Origin of the sequence: Nesterenkonia sp. YGD6, assembly GCF_022565895.1 — a bacterium.
GTDB lineage: Bacteria > Actinomycetota > Actinomycetes > Actinomycetales > Micrococcaceae > Nesterenkonia.
This window is the reverse complement of record NZ_JAJOYY010000004.1, coordinates 143,361-163,674: the sequence shown is the minus strand read 5'-3', so window position 1 is coordinate 163,674 and position 20,314 is coordinate 143,361. Positions and strand designations below refer to the sequence as shown.

Below are 20,314 nucleotides of genomic sequence, written 5' to 3'. Positions count from 1 at the left end.
ATGTCATCTCAAAAAGACCACGCCACGACGGGCGGCGCACCACACGGTTCGCACAGGGAAGAGGTCTTGATGCAAGCCATCGTGCAGAACGGGTACGGCTCCACCAACGTCTTCAACCTCGCGAAGATCCCCCGCCCCAAGATCGCCGAGAATGAAGTGCTTGTGCGCGTCCGCGCAGCGGGCCTCGACCGCGGAACCTGGCACATGATGGCTGGCCGACCTTATCTGCTGCGGGTCATCGGCTTCGGCTTCCGCAGACCGAAGAACTCGGTGCCGGGAATCGATGTCGCCGGAACGGTCGCCGAAGTCGGTTCCGCTGTGACCAAGTTCGCCGTCGGAGAGCCGGTGTACGGGATGTCCCGAGGCTCCTTCGCCGAGTACGCTCCGGTTTTAGAGGCCAAGTTGGCCGACAAACCGGCGAACCTCACCTTCGAGCAGGCCGCGGTCGTCCCCATCTCCGCCGGTACCGCCCTCCAGGCGCTGTGTGACTCAGGCCATGTGGAGCAGGGGCAGAAGGTGCTGGTACTCGGTGCCTCCGGCGGTGTCGGCAGTTTTGCCGTGCAATTGGCCAAGGCACTCGGCGCGGAGGTGACAGGCGTCTGCAGCCCCGGAAAGCAGGGCTTCGTGCGATCCCTCGGCGCCGACCACGTCATCGACTACACACGGGACGACTTCGCCGACGGTTCACACCGCTACGACCTGATCCTCGACATCGGAGGCAATCCCACTCTCGCCCGGTTGCGGCGCGCCCTGGCTCCTACGGGGACAGCCGTCGTCGTCGGCGGTGAGGAAGGCGGTGACTGGACCGGTGGGTTGGGGAGAAGTCTGCGGGCGCCGCTGCTGTCCCGGTTCGTGAGCCAGCGACTCACGATGCTCGCCTCCAAGGAACGCGGAAGCGACCTGGAACGGCTTTCCGGACACTTCCAGAGTGGGACGGTCACGCCGAGTCTGGACCGGACCTTTTCGCTGGCGGAGGTTCCAGAGGCGATACGGTACCTTGCAGCCGGAGACGTGCGCGGCAAGGTCGCGATTACCGTTTCCACCGCAGAAGGACGCTCATGATCACTTCCGGCACAGAACAGAAGCGAGCGATATCGGCAACTACGAATCATGATCGGGTCTCTCGCACAGCTGGGGCAGGTGCAGTTGCGCGCCGCGAGAGCGGCGCCGCTGTTCATGATTGCTTCGTAATCCACTGGGGTTCTCCCAACAGCCACTTCTGCCTGCGAACTCAGAAAAGTGCAGGGCAGTCGGTGGGCGGGTCATGATCGGCATCCACGTGAGAAAACAAGCACTCAGAACCGTTGACGGCGCTGGGGCGTCCTGTGTCTATTAACGATCCATGCTCCGCCGCGACCAGTCCTCGGGTGACAACATCACTCATCCTGCCGGAGAAACGGTCTCCTTAGAAGCTAGCGGGGGAGCCGTCATCGACGTGACCAGTGACCGCCACCGGAATCGACTTCTGACTCGGGGCATCGCACCTTGGGCCCTCGACCAACAAGGTGCTGCTGGCCGTCGAGTCTATGGGGTCTCCGGCATCGCTTATGGGCCGAAGCGACTCCCGCTGCGCCGCTCTGAGCTGAGCGAGGCACGTCGTGCGTCAGATCGCGTTTGGTGTCGATAGTGCCGGGCCTGATGCGGTTGACACGTCCAGGCTCCGGGCGCCGCGGATGAGCAGGTAGCCAACAAACCAGAATTCGCCCAGGACCGCGGGGATCGTCAGAGCGTCAGCAGCGGCGCCGACGTCGGGCAGGAGAAGTGTCACGAACGCGCTGAGGATGTACCCGACGCCGCCGACGATCAGGAGCCAGCCCAGGGGTCGGGGCATCCACCCCGAGTGCAGCACCAGCAGGCCCATCGGGATGAGCCAGAGACCGAAGAAGATCGCCGCCGCGCCCCACAGGTTCGCGCTGATGGCGTAGGCGAACTGGACTGTTGCCTCGGCATCGCCTCCCGGTGCCAAGCTGGGGTCGCCAGCGACAGTCTGCGCCGTCGCCAGCATCGCCGCGCTCGTGAGGATCGCAACGGCGTTCACGAGTCCGAAGGCCAGGACGGCTCCCGCTGCGACAACGTCGACGGAGCGGAAGAGCCGGAACAGCCACAGCGCGACGAGAGCCTGGCTGAGGGCGATCCCGAGCTCCAGCGCGATGCCGACGCGAGCCAGGGAGTCGTTGGCGATCAGCTGGCTGAGGGTCGCAACGGGGTCGGTGACGTCGTACAGGTGCGGGCGGATCAAGAGGAATCCGCACACACCGATGAGGACGAAGATCAAGTACAGGGCGCCGGTGGCGCGGGCGACGCGGCGGTCGGGCGCAGGCGCGGTACGACGGTCCAACATGACAGCTCCCTCTCGAATCTTACAGGGTAAGGGTACCTTATCGTGTAAGGTTGGTGCGGTGCAAGGGAATACAGAGGACAAGATCGGAACGCCAGAGACGACAGCGCGGCGCGCGCGTGGCGGCCTAGACCGTGGTGTGATTCTCAACGCAGCGGTGGCCCTGGCGGACGCCGAGGGCCTGTCGGCCGTGACCATGCGCCGAGTCGCCAGTTCGCTCGGCGTAGAGGCGATGTCGTTGTACCACCATGTCCCCAGCAAGGCCGCCCTGCTCGAGGGGATCGTGGAGGCAGTCTTGGCCGAGGCCGAGGCCGAGGGCGAGCTCGGCAGGCTGGAGGGGACCGGTCCAGACGAGTGGCGGTTCCTGGTGCGTGAACGCTGCCTGGTCTCGCGCGAGGTCATGATGCGACATCCGTGGGCCCCGAGCCTGATGGTTTCGGGTTTGAGCGTTCCGTTAGGCGCCCTCGCCCGATACGAGGCCGTTCTGGCAGTGTTCGTCGGGGGTGGCCTCAGTTATCACTTGGCCCACCGCGCCCTGCATGCGCTGGGAAGCATGATCCTCGGTTTCGTGCAGGAGCCTTTCAGCCCTTCAGCGGGCCAGGCCGACGGTGCGGACAACCCTGGGCAGTCGGACAGTTTCGCGACGCTGATGCCCCACCTCGCGGCGATGGTGGAGGCAGAGGTCCATACGTCGCACGACCCGACCCTGGGCTGGTGCGATAGTCAGGCGGAGTTCGAATTCACACTCGACCTGCTGCTGGACGGGCTGGCTCGGTTAAACGCTGCCGAACAGCATGCAGAGACTTTGAGTGAGACAGCACCATGAGGTCGTCGGCGTATGGCATGGACCGCGTGTGCAACCGGCAGTTCAACGAGCACCGCCCTTCTCGCCTGCCTGTCCATAACCGCTGTGCTGACGAGGACAAGACGAGCTGAACCCTGATGTGCACCCGCCGCTCCAGCACTTCGGCCCGAATCCTGGTCAACCCGTTAGTCGCAGCCTCACATCCATTTCGTGCCGTTACGCCTTGATGCTCATTGCCGCTACAGCCTGCTGCAGGTTCAGCTAGCCTCGTACACGGACCTGCCGCATGTCGCCCTCGAAACCGGTGCCTCCGTCGCTGGATGGACCGCGGCGGGCTCCACTAACTCGGTGAGGGGCGCTCCGGCTCCAGCATGCTTCCAAGCTGCTGCATGACAGCCAGGTTGTCATACAGGTCCCACAGCTCAGCCAGTTTGCCGTCCTTGAAGTGATAGAGGGTGATGCCCTGGATCACCACCTCCCTGCCAGTGGGAGGACCGTACTCATCCGTGACTCCCTTGTGCGTGCCGCGAACCGTGTAGCGGCTGACCACCTTGTCCCCTTCGGCGACGACGTCCTCGATCGTCACACTCCTGTCCGGAAAGGCAGCGAGGTACGTCGTGAGGTACTGCTTGAAGTCTTCGGCACCGCGGACGTCTCCGTCGGGTTCGTGGGCGACCACGTCATCCAGGACGAGCTCCCCGATCGAGTCCACACAGCCCTTGCCGTAGACCTCGTCCCACGCACGACGCAACAGGGCCACGTTCGCTTCTGTAGACATCGGTTGCCTCCATCGTCTCTGTGCTCAATCCCTCGATCTGGCGTGCAGAAAGATGCCTCGTGGCGCTTGACGCAGACCCGCAGAACAGCCACGGCGATTTTGCCTATCCGTCACGGCCGCAGCGCGTGCGGTGCCTTTGAGCCCCCGAATTAATCGACGCCTTCCGGCCAGCGTCCTGACTCCTGACTCCTGAAGAATGGCCATGTATTGCCTAGCGCTCATGCGACTCTGCGCAGCACCAATGTGTGCCCTCGGCGGCGGGAAAAGTGACCTGGATGGTCCTGGTCCGACCAGGTTCCATGCTCATGTACACCGTGAGGTCTGTCATTGGGCTAAGCGGGACTTCATGCTGCGCTCCTTCGCTGGCCCTTCCAGGTATGACACGACTCAGACGCGCATGTCTAGTTGTACTGATCTGACAGGTTAACCAATCTGGTGATGGGAGCCTTGTTCCTGCAAGCGGTGTGAGGCCGGCGATGATTATATTCGTGAAGCCATCCCGCCAAAGCGTCACGGTGCTGTGTCTCACTGGCGTAACAGCGGGCGTAACTGACCGATCTCGACTCCGACTGTCACCGAGATGCTTCCAGCAGGACCTGGGCGCGAGAGGATCGACGCGTGGTTCGACCACGGCGATGACGCTGGCGGTGACCACATGTGCGACGCGCAACTCTTTCCCACCATGAGAACTACGCGCAAAGCCTTCGGCGCGTCATCTGGATGCACCGCGGAATGATGGCTGCCGTGGGCGGTCTCATGTTTGAGTCCACCGCCCTCGTTCTGGGACTCGTGGTTTGAGGCTGCGTATGGGAGTGGATACTCAGCCATCGCAGCGCCCCGCGCCGCCGAAACCGCACGCTAAGCAGCAAAGACTGACACGGTCCCGGCTGGCGAGAACCCGTGCCGAGGCTCGCCGTCTGACGCACGCTCCTGCCGCATCTCGCGCAGGTCCAACCCCGTGCGGGGGAGGTGGCCGGACTAGACTGCGGGTATGAGCCTCCTCGAGGTCAACGGTATCGAGCTGGAAGTCAGCGACGTGGGGTCAGGGGATCCGGTCGTGCTGGTGCAGACAGCGCTGACCAGTGACGAACTGGTGCCACTGGCCGAGCACCTCAGTGGCCTTGGGGCGTATCGAATCATCGTCTACCACCGGCGCGGTTACGCGGGCAGCCACCCGGTGCAAGGACCGGGGTCAATGGTCCGTGATGCCGCGGACTGCCGGAACCTCATCGACGCGCTGCAGCTGGGACAGGTCCACATCGTCGGCTACTCCTACAGCGGCGCCGTCGCGCTGCAGCTTGCCTACGACGCCACGGAGCACGTCCACACCCTGACCCTGATCGAACCCCCTCCGGTGCACGTGCCCAGCGCGGGTTCGTTCCGGTCGGCGAACGCCCGACTCCAGGAGGTCAGACGGGTGCGTGGGCCTGATGCGGCGCTTGGTGACTTCATGACCACGCTGATCGGGCCGGACTGGCGAACGGAGGTCGAGCAACGCCTTCCCGGGGCGGTCGCCCAGATGCACCGCGACGCCACGACGTTCTTCGACACTGACTTGCCGGCGTTGTTGTCCTGGCGCTTCGACGCCGAGGACGCCCGGCACATCGCCTGCCCGGTGCTGCACGTCGGCGGTCTCGAAAGCGGACCTTGGTTCGCTGAAGTGCGGGAGCTGATCCTCACGTGGTTCCCCCACGCCGAGGACGTCCTGCTCACCGGGGCCGATCACTCGCTGGCCTTGACGCACGCCCGCCAGATCGCTGGCGTGCTCGCGGACTTTCTCGACCGCCACACGACCCCGACCCGTGGTTGCTGAAGCGCATCGGGCATCGAGAACACGGGGAACTGCCGCGAGCCTCGTGCTTGGTTGGTGCCGTTGGGTCAGGGAGCGAGCAGCAACCTGTTGGTCGGTGTGACCGCTGGCGACGGCGACGACCAGGTCGTAGGCGTCGTCCGGTGTCTGGAGGTCGACGTTGTTCAGTCTGTAGAAGACGACGACCGCAAGCCACACCACTCGCTCGTTGCCATCGATTCTTCTGGGTCAGCGTGCACATGGGGACGTAATCGCAGTCCTGAGTCCGAGCAAAGGGTCCGCGCTGTGATCGGTGGCTGATCAGAGATCAGACGGTCTCAGGCATGTCCTCTTGTTTGTTCTCCTCACTGCTGCCGCCGGCGGGACCGTCCGCCGCACGCTCCAACCGGATGATCACACCCTTCGATACCGGAGTATTGCTGCCCTGGACGGTGTCATCGAGCGGCACCAGAACGTTGCCCTCGGGATAATACACAGCGGCAGAGCCCCGGGCCGTAGGGTACGACACCGCACGGAACTTCCGCAGCACACGGTCTTTGCCGTCTATGTACTCGCCGTGCACGTCCACCAGGTCACCATCACTGAAGCCAAGCTGCGCGAGATCCTGTGGATTGACAAGGATGACGTGTCGGCCCTTCTTGATACCGCGATACCGGTCGTTGTAGCCGTAGATGGTGGTGTTGAACTGGTCGTGTGAGCGCATGGTCTGCAGAATCAGTCGATCAGGCGGGCAATTCATCGGGTCCAGCTCATTCACAGTCATCATGGCTTTGCCGCTGGGGGTGTCGAAGGTACGGGAATCGCGTGGCCCGTTCGCCAGCAGGAATCCATCCTTCTCCCGAATGCGACGGTTGTAGTTCCCGCAGTCGGGCACAACACGCGAGATGTGGTCACGGATGAGATCGTAGTCAGCCTCAAAGCCTTTCCAATCAGCTGCGACGCGGCTGTCCAGGGTCGCTCGTGCAAGTCGGCTGACGATGGCGATCTCGGAAAGCAGGTTCGGCGCTACCGGCCGCACCCTGCCTTCGGAGGAATGGACAGCGCTGACGGTGTCCTCGACCGAAACGAACTGCGGACCAGACGCCTGCATGTCGATCTCGGTGCGGCCCAAAGTCGGCAGTATGAGCGCTTCCTGGCCGACCACGGTGTGGGATCGATTCAGTTTCGTGGAGATCTGCACGTTCATCTCGAGCTTCTGCATCGCCGCCTCGGTTGCTGCGGTGTCAGACATCGCGGCCACGAAGTTTCCTCCCAGGGCGAGGAAGAACTTGATGCCGCCGTCGCGCATTCCCCGCACAGCCGCGACCGCGTCGACACCGTGCTCACGCGGAGGTTCGAACGAGAACTCTTTGCCGAGCGCATCCAGGAACGACGCCGGCATCTGCTCCCAGATTCCCATCGTTCGGTCCCCCTGCACATTGGAGTGCCCGCGAATCGGTGACGCACCCGCTCCCGGTCGGCCAAAGTTTCCACGCAGGAGGAGTAGATTGATGATTTCCTTGATCGTCCCTACACCATTCTTCTGCTGCGTGACACCCATCGCCCAGGTGATGATGACCGATTCAGCGTTGATATAACGGTCGGCGAGTTCGTCAATCTCGTCCGAACGCAGCCCCGTCGCCTCCAACACTGTCTGCTCATCCAAGTGAGACAGGTGCTCGCGCAGCTCGACCAGCCCCTCACAGTGTTGATCGATGAATTCATGGTCGAGCACGCTGCCAGGGCTTCTGTCCTCCGCTTCAAGCACACGCTTGGATACTGCCTGAAGCAGCGCCATGTCTCCGCCCGCACGGATTTTCAGGAACTGATCGGCGAGTTCCGTTCCACGGCCAACAACGCCCTTCGGCTTCTGCGGGTTCTTGAACCGGCGCAGTCCAGCCTCGGGCAAGGGATTGACCGCGACAATCTGGCCGCCATTCTCCTTCTGCTTCTCCATTGCGCTCAGCATGCGCGGATGGTTGGTGCCAGGGTTCTGGCCTATCACGATCATCAGATCGCAGTTGAGGAAGTCGTCGTAGGCGACCGTCGCTTTGCCGACCCCGATCGTCTCGCCCATCGCCACGCCGGATGATTCGTGGCACATGTTCGAGCAGTCGGGCAGGTTGTTGGTTCCGAACCCGCGGATGAACAGCTGGTAGATGAACGCTGCCTCGTTCGAAGCACGGCCGCTGGTATAGAAAGCCGCTTCATCGGGGGAAGAGAGGCTCTTGAGCTTCTCCGACACGATTTTGATTGCCGTGTCCCAGTCAACGGGTCGGTAGTGTTCGTCACCCGCAGCCTTGTAGACGGGTTCTGTGAGTCTGCCCTGCATCCCGAGCCAGTACTCGGAGCGTCCACGCAGATCGCTGATCGGGTGTTCGGCCCAGAAGTCAGACGCCACCGTGACCGGTGTGGCTTCCCATGTGACCGCCTTGGCCCCGTTTTCGCAGTACTCGAACTTGCTCCGGTGACCGGAAGGGTCCGGCCACGCGCAGCTCATACAGTCGAATCCCTGTTTCTGGTTCATCGCGAGCAACGTACGTGCACTCCGCTCGATGCCCATGTGCTTCAGCGCCGGCTGCATGGAGTGATACACGCCTTGCATTCCGGCAGCCCAATCCTTGGGCTTGTCGACTTCGAGATCGTTCTCGTCGGCTTCCTCGACGGATGGGTTGGAGCGAGTCATCGGGCATCCCTTCTAGGCTGCGTCTCGATATTCAGTGGTCCTGCTCGTGCCATTGTGACTCAAGAGCCACGTCAGGGTCCCTGGGTGCCGTCCCCTTCTAGGCCGAACTTGGTGCCTGGAATAGATCCCGCCCTGAAGAAGCGCACTGTCTGATTCATGTAGAACCTCCAGTCAAGATACTCCGCCCGCACCGAGGGGATGTGATCACCCCCTCCGCCCGGGTCGGACCAGAGTCTCCTTCAAACCCAGTCGCCGGCAATGAGATGCTCCCGACGCATCGCGTGATCCCTCGCAGGCGTCGACCTACGTGAGTCGCGGTGGCACTGGTGGCTTCGGCCCGTGGTTCAGGAACACTGCATCGAGACCTGTGCTTCACCAGATGGTAGCGGGTTGACCGCCGGCGGGTGTCCCCTCCGCCGCCGCCTGCGCCTCGGCTGTCCTAGAGGTGATCCGGACACCACAACGGATCAACACTTCACGTGCACTGCCCCGGGCAGTGTCACGGTTCGCGGGCCTTCCTGCATGAGCACCCAGATCGTTCGGGTGCGCGACCGCGTCATGGCGTTCAGCGTCTCGTCCTCATCTGGGTGCCGTGGATCTCGAGGTTCACCACGTCGGTGCTGGGCGCTCTCGTGCGGCTCGTCCACCCTTGCGTGAGGGAGATCAGCGGGTCACGATGGATTCAGATTGCAGACTTGGATGCCGGTGCAGTGACTCTCGTCAGGTTGCCCCAGTCGTGTCTAGGAGGATCGTATGCCTGAGTTCCATTCAAAAGTGACCATTGACCTACCGCGTGAGGAGGTGTTCACGTATATCGTGAACTCTGAGACTCAGGTGATTTGGCAGTCAGGACTGCAGGAGTTCGATGCGGACTGGAGTGGTGAACCCACGGTGGGTGATCGCTCAAGAGGAACCGTCAAGGTTGCGGGTAAGAAGCTGCAGTGGGAGACGGAAGTCGTGGAGATCAAGCGACCGGAAACATTCGTCTTCCGCAGCGTCAAAGCACCTTTCCCGTTCCATATATCCTTCTCGCTTCTGCAGGTCGGCGACTCCACGGAGGTTCGCTACGACGGGTCCACAGAGGCGATGGGTGGCTTCTTCGGTAAATTGGCCGATCCTCTGGTGGCGCACATGTACCAACGCGATATGAACAGCAACCTCGCCAACCTGAAAGCTATTCTCGAAGAGACATGATGGCTGTGCCTGAATCAGCATGGGTCGGGCTTATTGCCGAGGCTTCTGATCTCCCGGAATCCGAAATGAATGCCCGAAGGGGCGCGAGGGATCGCCGCGGAAGGTCCTCAACCGCCGGGTGGGGGACTGCTGCGCACGGTCGGCGCGATTCCTGCGGAGGAAACCAGGAGGTCCGCGGTTCCGAAGTCCTAGTCCACGACTTCGGTGAGGATTCTGCCGGCGGTCCTGACTCCGATTGAAGGGCATCGAGGTCAGGACCTCGTAAAGGGCGTGGACCTCGATCGGGGCCAGGACCCGGCCCGCTGGCGGCTCAGGGCTTGCTGTTGCTCCAGCGGTCTTCAGTCGCTGCGGTGTGGGTCAGGTGGCCAGCGCGTCGAGAACCCCGATCTGGTGCAGGAGCGGGCCGCGGTCGCGTTGGACTGACGTGGTCCCCTTGTCAAGGCGTCAAGGCGTCAAGGCGTCAGGGTGAGGGACAGCGGCGAGCATCTCCGGACCCGGTCAGCAGATGACCGAGGCGACGGACGCCGGCGACCATCTCCTCCTGCTGCACGCTGGCGTAGCTGAACCGGGCGTAGTGCGCGGCCTGGGTCATGGGGAAGAACGTCCCGCCTGGGACGTAGGCGACCCTGGCCTGAGGCAGCGAGTATTCGGCCATGAACCGTGCTGAGTCGAAGTCTTCTGGGAAGGTGACCCAGGTGAACAGACCGCCTTGGGGCCGGGTGTATTCCACGTCGGCGGGGAAGGTTTCAGCCATGGTGCTGAGCATCGCGTCGCGCTTGGCGCGATAGACCGGACGGACGGCCTCGAGGTGGGCGTCCAGGTCGAACTCGGTCAAGAACCGGGCCGTAGCCGTCATGTTCAGGGTGGACGATTGGGTGTCGGCGGCCAGTTTGAGCAGCTCGAGCTTCGTCAGAATTGTAGGGCTGGCCACGGCATAACCCATGCGCACGCCCGGGGCGAGTGTCTTGGAGAAGCTGCCCAGGTGAATGACTCGACCCTCGGTGTCAAGGGATTTCAGGGTCGGGAGCTGCTCGCCTTCGAACCGGAGCTCGCGGTAGGGGGTGTCTTCCAGGACGATGATGTCGTGCTGGTTGGCCAACTCGAGCAGACGGTGGCGTCGCTCCAGGCTGAGTGTGACTCCGGTGGGATTCTGGAAGTCCGGGATCACGTAGATGAATTTCGCCCGCGGGGTGTTCGCCAACACCCATTCGAGCGAATCCGCATCCATGCCGTCCTTGTCCATGGTCACCGGGGCGTAGTCCGGCTCGTAGGGGGCGAAGGCGACGAGGGCGCCCAGGAATGTGGGGTTCTCTGTGATGATCACGTCGCCGGAATTGATCAGCAGCTTGGCCACCAGGTCGAGACCCTGTTGAGCGCCCTGGAGCACCAAGACGTCTTCGGCGCTGCAGTCCACGCCGTCGCGGCCCATTCGATCTGCGATCCTCTCGCGCAGTTCGGGGATTCCGGCGGTGGCCGTGTATTGCAGAGCGGTGCGCCCCTGCTCGCGGAGAACATGTTCGTAGACGCTGCGAAGCTGGTCGAGGGGGAAGAGGGTGGGGTCCGGGTAGCCGCCCCCGAATGACGTGATCGAAGGGTCATCGCCCAGCTGCAGCAACTGGCGGATGGCCGAGGGTCGGACTCTTCCGATCCGCTGCGCGAAGTGGTGTTCCATGGTGTCCTTTCGAAAGCAGAGCCGAAGGTTGAAATCAAAGAGAGGAAGTGTCTTGTCCCGTTGAAGCGCTGCAGTCATGCGGCGTTCGGCGGCTGCCTTTGGCTCCTTGTCCGAGGCGTCATCCTCGGCACGGGGCGTACTGCGCCAGGTTCCCGTGGGGCCTGACTCACGAGGTTGCGGGATAGGCAAGATCCTGATCGCTGATTCTACGGAGCAGACCCGCTGTTCACTCGAATGAAATCGACCATGCCGCCGCCGCTTCCTGACTCACCCGGTTCGGTTGACGTCCTCGGCCTGGGCGACCCACTCGGCGAGATCGCCGCGGAAGGCGTTGGCGATCTCCTGGTCGGTGCTCACCGACCAGCGAACAATGCGGGCGACCTCGGGTTCGTCCTTGTCCCAGTTGAACCAGTTGATCAGGCGCAGCTGCGGGAACTCCGAGCGAAGATCTTCGTTGAAGATCTGCTGCCACCATCGCCGCTTGATCTGCAGGGACAGCTCGGGGTCCGCGTCCGCGGTGACGAACGCCGCGGTCTCCGGGATGGCCAGCGGCTTGTCGCGGTTCGCCGCATAGAGCTCATAGAAGTCTGGAAGCATGCTTTCGTCGCCGGCGAGTCCGGAGTAGGTCCCGCGCAGCTGCTCGGCGAACTTCGCGGGCTCGGGCAGGTCGTTGCTTCCCCATGGATACGAATCTCCCCAGTGGTGGAGCGACATCCCGACCCAGTCCACGACGTCGTCACCGGGATAGAAGGGGGCGTAAGGGTCATTCATCTGCGTGAGCTCGCCATCGGCGTCAGTGTCCAGCAGCTCGAACGCTTCCGTTCCGGGATCTGGGGCATACTGACCGCCGACGAAGGGATATCCGCCGCCGTAGTTCGGGGCCCAGATCATCTCGGTGGCCGTGGTCTGCTCGCGCACGGCGGCGGCGACCTGCCGGAAGGCCTGCACATAGGCCTGGGGCTGCCATGCCCAGGGATACCAGGAGCCGTTCATCTCGTGGGCGAAGCGCAGCAGTACCGGGACCTCGGAGGCGTTGACTTCCCCCAGGAGATCCGTCAGCTCGGCGATTGACTCCTCGGTGACGGCGCCGAGTCCTTTGTGCGGTTCCAGGGTGAGCATGAGCACCCCGCCCATGCCGGCCACCTGTTCCGCGGCGGCGAGCACATTCCGTGCGTCGGTGGAGGAGAACGGCATGTCTATGAAGGACACGGCTGCACCGGGGGAGACCCCGGTGGTGGTCGCGAACTGCTCCAGCGCCTTCACGCCCCAGTCTGGGCTGAGTCCGATGGTGGGACGGTCCATGGGAAGGGCCTGAGTCGGACCGGCGAGACGCTGATGGGCGACCGGGGAATCCTCTGCGTCGGTCTCCGCCCCGGCAGGGACCGAGCATCCAAGCGTCAGCGGGCAGGCGGTGGCAGTGGCCAGCAGGGGAGACAGGCGGTCGGATCGCAGACGTGGACGCACGGGTCTCCTGCGCTCGGGTGGACAGACAGCTAGGGGGGCGTCAGCTAAACGCTGACGCCCCCCTAGTGGTGTGCCTGGCGGCACAAGTTGAATCAGCCCGCGGCGGGCAGCTTCAGCTGATCGCCGACGAAGATCAGGTTGGGATCCTGGACGGTATCGGTGTTGGCGTTCCAGATGTCGTTCCAGTCGAGACCCAGAGCATTGGCGATGCTGGACAGCGAATCGCCGGCCTGCACGGTGTAGGTCTCACCGGAGACCTGGACCTCGGCCTGCTGTGGTGCCTGCTCCACTGGAGCCTGCTCCACGGGTGCCTGCTCGACAGGTGCTGGCTCGGGAGCGGGAGCGGGTGCTGGCTCGGGAGCGGGAGCGGGTGCTGGCTCAGGTGCCGGTGCTGGCTCGGGAGCCGGCGCGGGGGCCTCCTGCTCAGGAGCGGACTGCTGAGGGGCCGACGCAACGGCAGGAGCGGAGGAGCCGCCGCCGCTGCTCGGGGTGCCGGAAAGGCCGAGCTGTGAGGTGCAGGAAGGCCATGCGCCCCAGCCCTGGATCTCCCAGAGAGCGTGGGCGCGGTTGATCTGCTCAGACTTGCTGGCATCGCTGGGGAGACCGGAGCCGCCCACTGCCTGCCAGGACTGCTGCGAGAACTGCAGGCCACCGTAGTAGCCGTTGCCGGTGTTGATCGACCAGTTGCCATTGGACTCGCACTCTGCGAGCTGGTCCCACTGGCCGGAGGCGCTTGCGGCAGGAGCCTGGGCGACGACGGCTGCGCCGGCGAGCGTGGCAGCAGCGAGTCCGCCGCCGAGAACCTTCTTGAAAGTCTGCTTGGTCTGCATGAGAGTTTGAATCCCGAAGTCCCTGCACTCGTGACCCTCCCGGGCCGTCCTCGTGTCACCGTCCGCCTTCATTTTGTGTGGCGGTCAAATTTCACCCGAACCGGCATGGACGGTGGTGGGTAGCCGGTTCCGGTGCTTCTGGATGCTGTGTGCGGGGCCTGGGAACGGAGGCCCAGTCGTTACAGCGGCATCACAGAAGATGTCCGTTAACCAGTAAAAGGTCTCGGTTTGATTGCGTCAACCGGGGTTTCAGCGCCGTCGCGCACCCAAAAACCCCGGAATCACGGCGTTGACACAGCGTTACCCTCTCGTTATCAATGTTCCTGTGAATAACATGTGAGTACCAGATTCTGGTTGAGTCGCCGTCGCATCGCCGTGATGTCGCTCCGGGGCACCGCTTCCACATTGTGGGAATTTTGAGGCCGGAACCGGCATCGAGTCAGATCTGGTGCAAGAATCAGATGATGGACGGTGTGGATCGCGCAATTATTTCCGCGCTGCGTGAAGATGGACGAATCTCTAACGCGGCGTTGGCCCAGAAGGTCGGACTCACCGCGGGACCTTGTCTGCGCCGAGTCCAGCGGCTCGAGGCTGAAGGCGTCATCCTCGGGTACACCGCAGACATCAACCCCGCATCGCTGGGACAGTCCTTCGAGGTGGGTCTGGACATCGAGCTCAAATGGGGAGACCGGGAGACCGTCGAACGCTTCGAGGACACGATGGCTGGTTACGAGGAGGTCCTCGAGCTGCTTCGACTCTTCGGCTCACCGGATTACTTCGCCCGCGTCGCGGTGGCTGACCTTCATGCCTATGAGCGGTTCCTGACCAAGAAGGTGCTGACCATCCCCGGGGTGCAGGGCACGGACTCCGCCTTCCCGATGAAGATCATCAAGAGCCAGCGTCCGCATCTGGACACCGGGAAGTCCTTCGACGAGTGAGTCGCGCATGAGCGCGGCGCCCGCGTCTCCTCCGGGGCGTCATCCACAGCTGCTGATGATCGTCACCGTGCTGATCGTGGCGGCCAATCTGCGTCCCGCGATCACCGCGGTAGGTCCGCTCATCGAGCGGATCGGCGAGGACACCGGGCTCGGTCCGGCCGCACTGGGGCTCCTCGGCGCCATTCCAGCCCTCGGCTTCGGCGTCGTCGCACTCTTCGTCGCCGCGCTCGGGCGCCGATGGGGCTTGGAGCGGACCATCTTCGTCTCGCTGCTGCTGCTCGGACTCGGCACGCTGCTGCGGTCCCTTCCGCTGGGAACCTTCTCGCTCTTCGCCGGCACGGTGATCCTCAGTGCCGCCATCGGGGTGGGCAACGTCCTGGTTCCCGCGGTGGTCAAACGCGACTTCCCGGCCCGGGTCCCGGTCATGACCGGGCTCTACACCGCGGTGCTGGTCGGCTGCGCGGCGGTGGCCTCAGGCACGGCGGTGCCCTTGGCGGCGGCCAAGGGGTGGGAGTTCACTCTCGGCGTCACGGCAGTCTTCGCCCTGGTCTCCGCCGCCCTGTGGGGGGTCCGGTTCAAAGACCCGCGTGCCGGCCGCGCCGAGTCAGCCCCCACGCCGGCCGGGGCAGACCTCGCAGCCTCAGAGGTATCGGCCTCAGAGGCATCAGCCCCGGAGGTGCCGGCGCTGGGGGCTGCGCCTGCGCCGGGGTCTGCGGGTGGGACGATGTGGCACTCCGCGGTGGCGTGGCAGGTCACCGCCTACTTCGCCCTGCAGTCGGGGATCTTCTACCTGATGCTGACCTGGTTCCCTGCCATCCAGACCTCCCACGGCGTCACCGAGGCGGCCGCCGGCTTCTGGCTGGGGGCCTATCAGGCCATCGGGATCGTCGCGAGCCTGGTGGTGGGCCCGATCATGCAGCGCGCACAGGACCAGCGCGCGGTCGTCGTGGCCCTGGCGGGCATCATGCTCGTCGGAGTGCTCGGGATCCTGTTCCTGCCTGAGGCGATGCCGGCCTGGGCGCTGATCGTAGGCTTCGCCTCCGGCGGGAACCTCCTTGCGGGGCTCACGTTGATCAGCATGCGCGCCCGCACCTCGGGGGAAGCAAGCCGCCTCTCCGGCATGGCCCAGGGCGTGGGGTATCTGCTCGCCGCCGTGGGTCCGCTGCTCGCCGGCACGCTGTTCGAGCTCACCGGCTCCTGGTCCCCGGTGCTGTGGATCATCGTGGCCGCCATCGTCGTGATGGCGGTGGTGGGACTCTTCGCCGGGCGCAGGGTGGACGTGCTCTGACGCTGACCTCGACTTGGGCGCGCAGACCTCAGTCCGAGCGGGTCTCACGGCTGCGGTTCACGTGGCTGCGGGCGTGTTCAACCGCGGGCCCCAGCTCGGCGAACAGGTGCTTGTGGTGCCGCAGGGACTCGAGGACCCCGACCCGAGTGACCAGGGCCAGGTGTCGCTCCTGGATCCCCTTCACCAGCACAGTGATGCCACGCCGCTCCAGCGCCGTGATCATCTCGGACACCACACGGGCTCCGGTGGCGTCCAGAACCTGAAGCTGAGACATCCGGATGATCACCACATCGACGTTCTGGATCTCGGTGACCTTCTCCAGGACGCGTTCAGCGGCGCCGAAGAACAGCGCCCCGTCGAGGCGGAAGACCGCGATATGGGCATCCCCGGAGTGCGCCGGCCCAGGAATCACCTCGCGATGCACTCCGCTGGTGGCGACCATGGAGCGCAGCGCGAAGAAGGCAGCGATGACGACGCCGATCTGTACGGCCTCGATCAGGTCCAGCGACACGGTGATCACCGCGGTGACGAGAAAGACCAGAGTGTCCGCGCGGGTGGAGCCCACGATCGCGCGGACGGTGGCGATCGAGACCATGCGCGCCGCGGTGACCATCAGCACCCCGGCCAGGGCGGCCAGCGGGATCTGTGAGACCGGGCCGGTGGCGAGATAGACGACGCCGAGCAGCACCGCCGCGTGGATGATCGCGGCCAGCCTGGTGCGGGCGCCGGAGCGGATGTTCACCGCCGTCCGGGCGATCGCCCCGGTGGCAGGCATGCCGCCGAAGAAGCCCGACGCCACCGAGGCCAGACCCTGGCCGACCAGCTCGCGGTCGGCGTCGTAGGGGCCGGTGTCGGAGATGGAGGTCGCCACCCGAGCCGAGAGCAGCGACTCGATCGCCGCGAGAGCTGCGATGGTGGCTGCCGGGGCGGCCAGCGCCATGAGCATGGCGCCGTCAAAGGCTGGCAGCACCGGAGCGGGGAGGGAGTCGGGCAGGGCCCCGATCCGGGCCGTGGGCAGGTCCAGCATGGTGGCCAGGACGGTGGCGGCGATGATCGCCAGGATCGAACCGGGCATCTGCGGGTGGATGCGAGGGGCGCCGATCATGATCACCGCGACCAGCACGACGAGCCCCACGGGTGCTGCGATCTCCTGCCAGGGCACGGTGGCCAGGCTCTGCGCGGCGGACACCGCGGCGTTGGCGCTGGGACCAGCGAGCACGCCGAAGGCGGCGGGCACCTGTTGCAGGAAGATGATGACTGCGATGCCGAGGGTGAAGCCCTCGATCACCGGCCAGGGCAGGAAGGAGACCACCCGGCCCAGCTTCAGCGCCCCGGCCGCGATCACCATCAGCCCGGCCAGGACGGTGACCACGGCCAGGGCGACGACGCCCTGGGAGGCGATCACCGGGCCCAGGACGACCACCATGGCTCCCGTGGGGCCCGAGACCTGCACGTTGGATCCGCCGAACACCGCGGCGACGAATCCGGCCACCACTGCGGTGATCAGGCCGCTCGCCGCCCCGGCGCCGGAGCTGACCCCGAAGGCCAGCGCGAGCGGCAGGGCGACGATGCCCACGGTGACCCCGGCGACGAGATCCCCCTTCCAGGTGCGGGGGACTTCCGTGTAGTCGCCGCGCCTGGGCAACAGCGCCCTGATGGACGCCACGGCCTTCATCGGGTTCCGCTGATGGTGGCGGAGGCCGCGGATGAATCTGTGACAGTCGCCGGTGACGCTGTGGCGGCTGCTGATGGTTCCGCGGACAGCGCGCTGGCCAGGTCCCGCTCGGTGGTGCGAAGAATCTCCTGGAGGAGCTCCTTCGCCACGGCGAGCAGCTCCGCCACCTGGGGGTGTGCCAGCGAGTAGAACATCTGCAGGCCGCGCCGCTGGGAGACCACCAGATCGTAGCGCCGCAGCACCGCCAGGTGCTGGGACAGGTGTGAGGCCTCCAGTGTGGTCTCGGCGAGCAGCTCGGTCACCGAGACCTCTGCCTGCACGGAGAGCAGCTCCAGCACCCGGATGCGCACGGGATGGGAGAGCCCCTTGAAGAGGTTCGCCTTGACCTTGTTCAGCGGGCCCCGTCCATTGACATGATCGTCCACGATCGTCTCCTTGCAACGGCCAGATAGTTTACTGAATTATAAATCCATCATATAGCGCTGGGGTGACGAGAGGGAACGGCCGGTCTCCCTTGACCCGAGACGGCCCGACTCGCAGTCTGGCCTGGAACCCAACTCCCTCGAATTCGACACTGCCTCGGACACAGACACGGAGCGGACCATGGCCAAGCTGATCTATTCGATGATCACCTCACTCGACGGCTACGCCGAGGCCGCAGAGGGGGATCTGGGCACCGGAGCGGAGAGCCCGGAGGTGCACACCTTCATCGGGGACCTCTTCCGCCCGGTGCGCACGTTCCTCTACGGCCGCCGGGTCTACGAGACGATGCTCTTCTGGGAGACCGCCCACACGTTGCCCGACATCCCGCCGCACATCCGCCAGTACGCCCTCGACTGGCAGGCGGCCGAGAAGATCGTGTATTCGACCACGCTCGAGTCGGTCTCCAGTGCGACGACCCGACTCGAGCGCAGCTTCGACCCCGAGGCGGTGCGCCGGCTCAAGGCCGAGTCAGATCACGACCTCAGCGTGGACGGCCCGAACCTCGCCGCCCAGGCGATCAAGGCGGGCCTGGTCGATGAGTACCACCTGTTCATCACCTCCAGCGTGGTGGGCGGAGGCAAGCGGTTCTTCCCCGACGGCATCCGCCTGGACCTGGAGCTGGTGGAGCAGCGCAGCTTCGACGTCGGGCTCATCTACGCTCGCTACCGGACCCGCTGACCTGCCCCGCTGCCGGACCTGCTGGCCTGCCCCGCGGACCCGGTCAGCTCCAGGGGATCAGGCCGAGCACCAGGGCGAGCACCAGGGCGACCACCGAGAAGATCCACATCGGCACGAAGGAGTAACGGATGTGCTTGCCGATGTCGCAGCCTGCCAGCCCGAGCGCCAGCCACAGCGCGGCAGAGAACGGGCTGATGAAGGTGCCGATGATGTTGCCCACCAGCACCGCATAGACCACTGCGATGGTGCTCACGCCGGCCTGGGTGGAGACGCCCTCCACCACCGGCAGCAGTGCGAAGTAATGGGCGTCGGTGCTGAGCAGCAGCTCCAGCGGCAGGCCGAAGACTCCGACGATCAGATGCAGGTAGGGGACCAGGGCGGCGGGAAGGATCGCGACGGCGTCGGTGGCGAGGGATTCCAACATGCCCGACTCCTCGAGGATGCCCAGGAAGCAGCCGGCGGCGAGCACGATCGCGCCGGTGGTGACGGCGGCCCCGCCGTTGACCTTCAGCGCCTCCATCTGGTCGCTGACCTTGGGGTGGTTGATCACCAGGGCGGCGCTGAGGCCGAGCATGAAGGCCAGCGGGGCCGGCAGCAGGTCCGAGACCAGCAGGGCGAGCATGCCCAGGACCAGGACCGTGTTCACGATCATGCGCCACCGCGGGGTCGTCACGCCGGTCTCGTTCCCGCCCCAGAGGTCATCGGCCTCGCCGCTGTACTGATCGGCGGCCGTGCCGGCCGGTGGGGTGTTGCTCGTGCGGCCCGAGGTCGTGCCCCGAGGGGTTCCACCGGCGGTGCTGCTGGTGCTGGAGGTCGACGCGGAGACGAGCTCGCGCTCCTCGACCCGGTCCTCGCTCTGTCCGCCGGAGCGGGTCTCGGCGTCAACCGGGGCTCCGCCGCGGGCGGCGATCCGGCGCTGCTCGCGCAGACCCAGCAGGACCGCGGTCACCACGAGCATCACCAGGCAGAGGATCTGCACCGGGATCAGGCCGCGCCAGAGTTCGATCGGATCCATGTCGACGACGGCGGCGGAACGCGCCACAGGTCCGCCCCAGGGGAGCATGTTCAGCACACCCATGCTCATCCCGGCCAGCAGCAGCAGCAGGTAGGGGCTCATGCCCAAGTGCCGGTAGAGCGGCAGCAGGGCCGGGATCACGATCAGGAAGGTCGAGGCGCCAGCACCGTCGAGGTGGCAGACCGCTGCAAGCAGGACCGTGCCCACGCAGATGGCGATCACGTTGCCGCGGGTCAGGCGCACGGTGAGCCGCACCAGCGGGTCGAAGAGCCCGGCCTGGTTCATGATGCCGAAGAACAAGATCGCGAAGATCAGCATCACCGCGACGTCGAGCACCGAGCCGATGCCTTCGCCGAAGAAGTCACCGATCTCGGTGAAGGTGAAGCCGGCCAGGAGCGCGCCCGCAAAGGGGATCACGGTCAGTCCGACGATCGGGGCGATGCGCCCCATGATCAGCAGCGTCGTCATGGTGACGATCACTGCCAGGCCGATTAGGCTGAGCATGATTTTTCTCCTCGATGCGGGTGTGGGGATCGATCAGCGGCAGAGATGTGAGCCACGTGACAGCATGGAACGGATGTGATCGGGCCCACAGTTTTGTGCATGTCCACGCAATATTGGTCATATTGGTCTCATGGATCGGTGTTGCGCGGCACCATCAGCGCAACGATCAACACAGAC

16 protein-coding genes and 1 pseudogene are annotated in these 20,314 nt (G+C 64.9%); 7 read left to right on the top strand and 10 right to left on the bottom strand.

Annotation, left to right across the window (positions count from 1 at the left end; genetic code table 11):
• A complete protein-coding gene (locus tag LTI14_RS07945) occupies window positions 1-1,062 on the top strand; it encodes an NAD(P)-dependent alcohol dehydrogenase (RefSeq protein ID WP_241476203.1) in 1,062 nt (353 codons plus the stop codon).
• A gap of 541 nt (window positions 1,063-1,603) precedes the next feature.
• On the opposite strand, the gene LTI14_RS07940 is transcribed toward LTI14_RS07945, so the two are convergent.
• Window positions 1,604-2,341, bottom strand: a complete 738-nt coding sequence (locus LTI14_RS07940) for a DUF4386 domain-containing protein (protein ID WP_241476202.1) — start codon at window positions 2,339-2,341, stop codon at window positions 1,604-1,606.
• Between the two features lie 136 nt (window positions 2,342-2,477).
• Between LTI14_RS07940 and LTI14_RS07935 the strand changes: the two genes are divergently transcribed.
• A complete protein-coding gene (locus LTI14_RS07935; protein WP_241476201.1) occupies window positions 2,478-3,164 on the top strand; it encodes a TetR/AcrR family transcriptional regulator in 687 nt (228 codons plus the stop codon).
• Between the two features lie 319 nt (window positions 3,165-3,483).
• On the opposite strand, the gene LTI14_RS07930 is transcribed toward LTI14_RS07935, so the two are convergent.
• Both LTI14_RS07930 and LTI14_RS07925 read right to left on the bottom strand, forming a co-directional pair.
• Entirely contained in the window at window positions 3,484-3,921 is a 438-nt protein-coding gene (locus tag LTI14_RS07930; RefSeq protein WP_241476200.1) for an ester cyclase, read from the bottom strand.
• A 401-nt stretch (window positions 3,922-4,322) separates the two neighbouring features.
• A pseudogene (locus tag LTI14_RS07925) lies at window positions 4,323-4,469 on the bottom strand (integrase core domain-containing protein); the annotation flags it as partial.
• A 443-nt stretch (window positions 4,470-4,912) separates the two neighbouring features.
• Here LTI14_RS07925 and LTI14_RS07920 point away from each other — a divergent pair.
• Complete coding sequence (locus tag LTI14_RS07920; protein WP_241476199.1) at window positions 4,913-5,734, top strand: alpha/beta fold hydrolase; 822 nt, start codon at window positions 4,913-4,915, stop codon at window positions 5,732-5,734.
• Window positions 5,735-6,038: 304 nt separating this feature from the next.
• Here the strand turns inward: LTI14_RS07920 and LTI14_RS07915 are convergent, their stop codons facing one another.
• Window positions 6,039-8,396: an FdhF/YdeP family oxidoreductase gene (locus LTI14_RS07915; RefSeq protein WP_241476198.1), complete on the bottom strand. Its 2,358-nt coding sequence runs from the start codon at window positions 8,394-8,396 to the stop codon at window positions 6,039-6,041.
• 753 nt (window positions 8,397-9,149) lie between these two features.
• Between LTI14_RS07915 and LTI14_RS07910 the strand changes: the two genes are divergently transcribed.
• Window positions 9,150-9,590: an SRPBCC family protein gene (locus LTI14_RS07910; RefSeq protein WP_241464608.1), complete on the top strand. Its 441-nt coding sequence runs from the start codon at window positions 9,150-9,152 to the stop codon at window positions 9,588-9,590.
• 460 nt (window positions 9,591-10,050) lie between these two features.
• Here the strand turns inward: LTI14_RS07910 and LTI14_RS07905 are convergent, their stop codons facing one another.
• The 3 genes from LTI14_RS07905 to LTI14_RS07895 all read right to left on the bottom strand — a co-directional run bounded on the left by LTI14_RS07905 (window position 10,051) and on the right by LTI14_RS07895 (window position 13,556).
• Complete coding sequence (locus LTI14_RS07905; RefSeq protein ID WP_241464609.1) at window positions 10,051-11,262, bottom strand: aminotransferase-like domain-containing protein; 1,212 nt, start codon at window positions 11,260-11,262, stop codon at window positions 10,051-10,053.
• 267 nt (window positions 11,263-11,529) lie between these two features.
• Complete coding sequence (locus LTI14_RS07900; protein WP_241476197.1) at window positions 11,530-12,726, bottom strand: glycoside hydrolase family 26 protein; 1,197 nt, start codon at window positions 12,724-12,726, stop codon at window positions 11,530-11,532.
• Between the two features lie 92 nt (window positions 12,727-12,818).
• Window positions 12,819-13,556, bottom strand: coding sequence for a LysM peptidoglycan-binding domain-containing protein (locus tag LTI14_RS07895; protein WP_241476196.1), 738 nt, complete (start codon window positions 13,554-13,556; stop codon window positions 12,819-12,821).
• A 464-nt stretch (window positions 13,557-14,020) separates the two neighbouring features.
• Between LTI14_RS07895 and LTI14_RS07890 the strand changes: the two genes are divergently transcribed.
• Complete coding sequence (locus LTI14_RS07890) at window positions 14,021-14,494, top strand: Lrp/AsnC family transcriptional regulator (protein ID WP_241464613.1); 474 nt, start codon at window positions 14,021-14,023, stop codon at window positions 14,492-14,494.
• A gap of 7 nt (window positions 14,495-14,501) precedes the next feature.
• Complete coding sequence (locus tag LTI14_RS07885) at window positions 14,502-15,782, top strand: MFS transporter (RefSeq protein WP_241476195.1); 1,281 nt, start codon at window positions 14,502-14,504, stop codon at window positions 15,780-15,782.
• Window positions 15,783-15,810: 28 nt separating this feature from the next.
• On the opposite strand, the gene LTI14_RS07880 is transcribed toward LTI14_RS07885, so the two are convergent.
• Both LTI14_RS07880 and LTI14_RS07875 read right to left on the bottom strand, forming a co-directional pair.
• Window positions 15,811-17,457, bottom strand: coding sequence for a SulP family inorganic anion transporter (locus tag LTI14_RS07880; RefSeq protein ID WP_241476194.1), 1,647 nt, complete (start codon window positions 17,455-17,457; stop codon window positions 15,811-15,813).
• Entirely contained in the window at window positions 17,454-17,882 is a 429-nt protein-coding gene (locus LTI14_RS07875; protein WP_241476193.1) for an ArsR/SmtB family transcription factor, read from the bottom strand. The genes LTI14_RS07880 and LTI14_RS07875 overlap by 4 nt, the downstream gene beginning before the upstream one ends.
• A 178-nt stretch (window positions 17,883-18,060) precedes the next feature.
• Here LTI14_RS07875 and LTI14_RS07870 point away from each other — a divergent pair, with 178 nt between their 5' ends.
• Entirely contained in the window at window positions 18,061-18,618 is a 558-nt protein-coding gene (locus LTI14_RS07870; protein WP_241476192.1) for a dihydrofolate reductase family protein, read from the top strand.
• 43 nt (window positions 18,619-18,661) lie between these two features.
• Here the strand turns inward: LTI14_RS07870 and LTI14_RS07865 are convergent, their stop codons facing one another.
• Window positions 18,662-20,137, bottom strand: a complete 1,476-nt coding sequence (locus tag LTI14_RS07865) for a CitMHS family transporter (RefSeq protein ID WP_241476191.1) — start codon at window positions 20,135-20,137, stop codon at window positions 18,662-18,664.
• Window positions 20,138-20,314: the final 177 nt, after the last annotated feature.

Excerpts from the sequence above, each read along its gene's own strand:
- LTI14_RS07945 (WP_241476203.1), top strand. The coding sequence starts at position 1 with ATGTCATCTCAAAAAGACCACGCCACGACGGGCGGCGCACCACACGGT.
- LTI14_RS07940 (WP_241476202.1), bottom strand. The coding sequence starts at position 2,341 with ATGTTGGACCGTCGTACCGCGCCTGCGCCCGACCGCCGCGTCGCCCGC.
- LTI14_RS07930 (WP_241476200.1), bottom strand. The coding sequence starts at position 3,921 with ATGTCTACAGAAGCGAACGTGGCCCTGTTGCGTCGTGCGTGGGACGAG.
- LTI14_RS07920 (WP_241476199.1), top strand. The coding sequence starts at position 4,913 with ATGAGCCTCCTCGAGGTCAACGGTATCGAGCTGGAAGTCAGCGACGTG.
- LTI14_RS07915 (WP_241476198.1), bottom strand. The coding sequence starts at position 8,396 with ATGACTCGCTCCAACCCATCCGTCGAGGAAGCCGACGAGAACGATCTC.
- LTI14_RS07910 (WP_241464608.1), top strand. The coding sequence starts at position 9,150 with ATGCCTGAGTTCCATTCAAAAGTGACCATTGACCTACCGCGTGAGGAG.
- LTI14_RS07905 (WP_241464609.1), bottom strand. The coding sequence starts at position 11,262 with ATGGAACACCACTTCGCGCAGCGGATCGGAAGAGTCCGACCCTCGGCC.
- LTI14_RS07895 (WP_241476196.1), bottom strand. The coding sequence starts at position 13,556 with ATGCAGACCAAGCAGACTTTCAAGAAGGTTCTCGGCGGCGGACTCGCT.
- LTI14_RS07890 (WP_241464613.1), top strand. The coding sequence starts at position 14,021 with ATGGACGGTGTGGATCGCGCAATTATTTCCGCGCTGCGTGAAGATGGA.
- LTI14_RS07885 (WP_241476195.1), top strand. The coding sequence starts at position 14,502 with ATGAGCGCGGCGCCCGCGTCTCCTCCGGGGCGTCATCCACAGCTGCTG.
- LTI14_RS07880 (WP_241476194.1), bottom strand. The coding sequence starts at position 17,457 with ATGAAGGCCGTGGCGTCCATCAGGGCGCTGTTGCCCAGGCGCGGCGAC.
- LTI14_RS07870 (WP_241476192.1), top strand. The coding sequence starts at position 18,061 with ATGGCCAAGCTGATCTATTCGATGATCACCTCACTCGACGGCTACGCC.
- LTI14_RS07865 (WP_241476191.1), bottom strand. The coding sequence starts at position 20,137 with ATGCTCAGCCTAATCGGCCTGGCAGTGATCGTCACCATGACGACGCTG.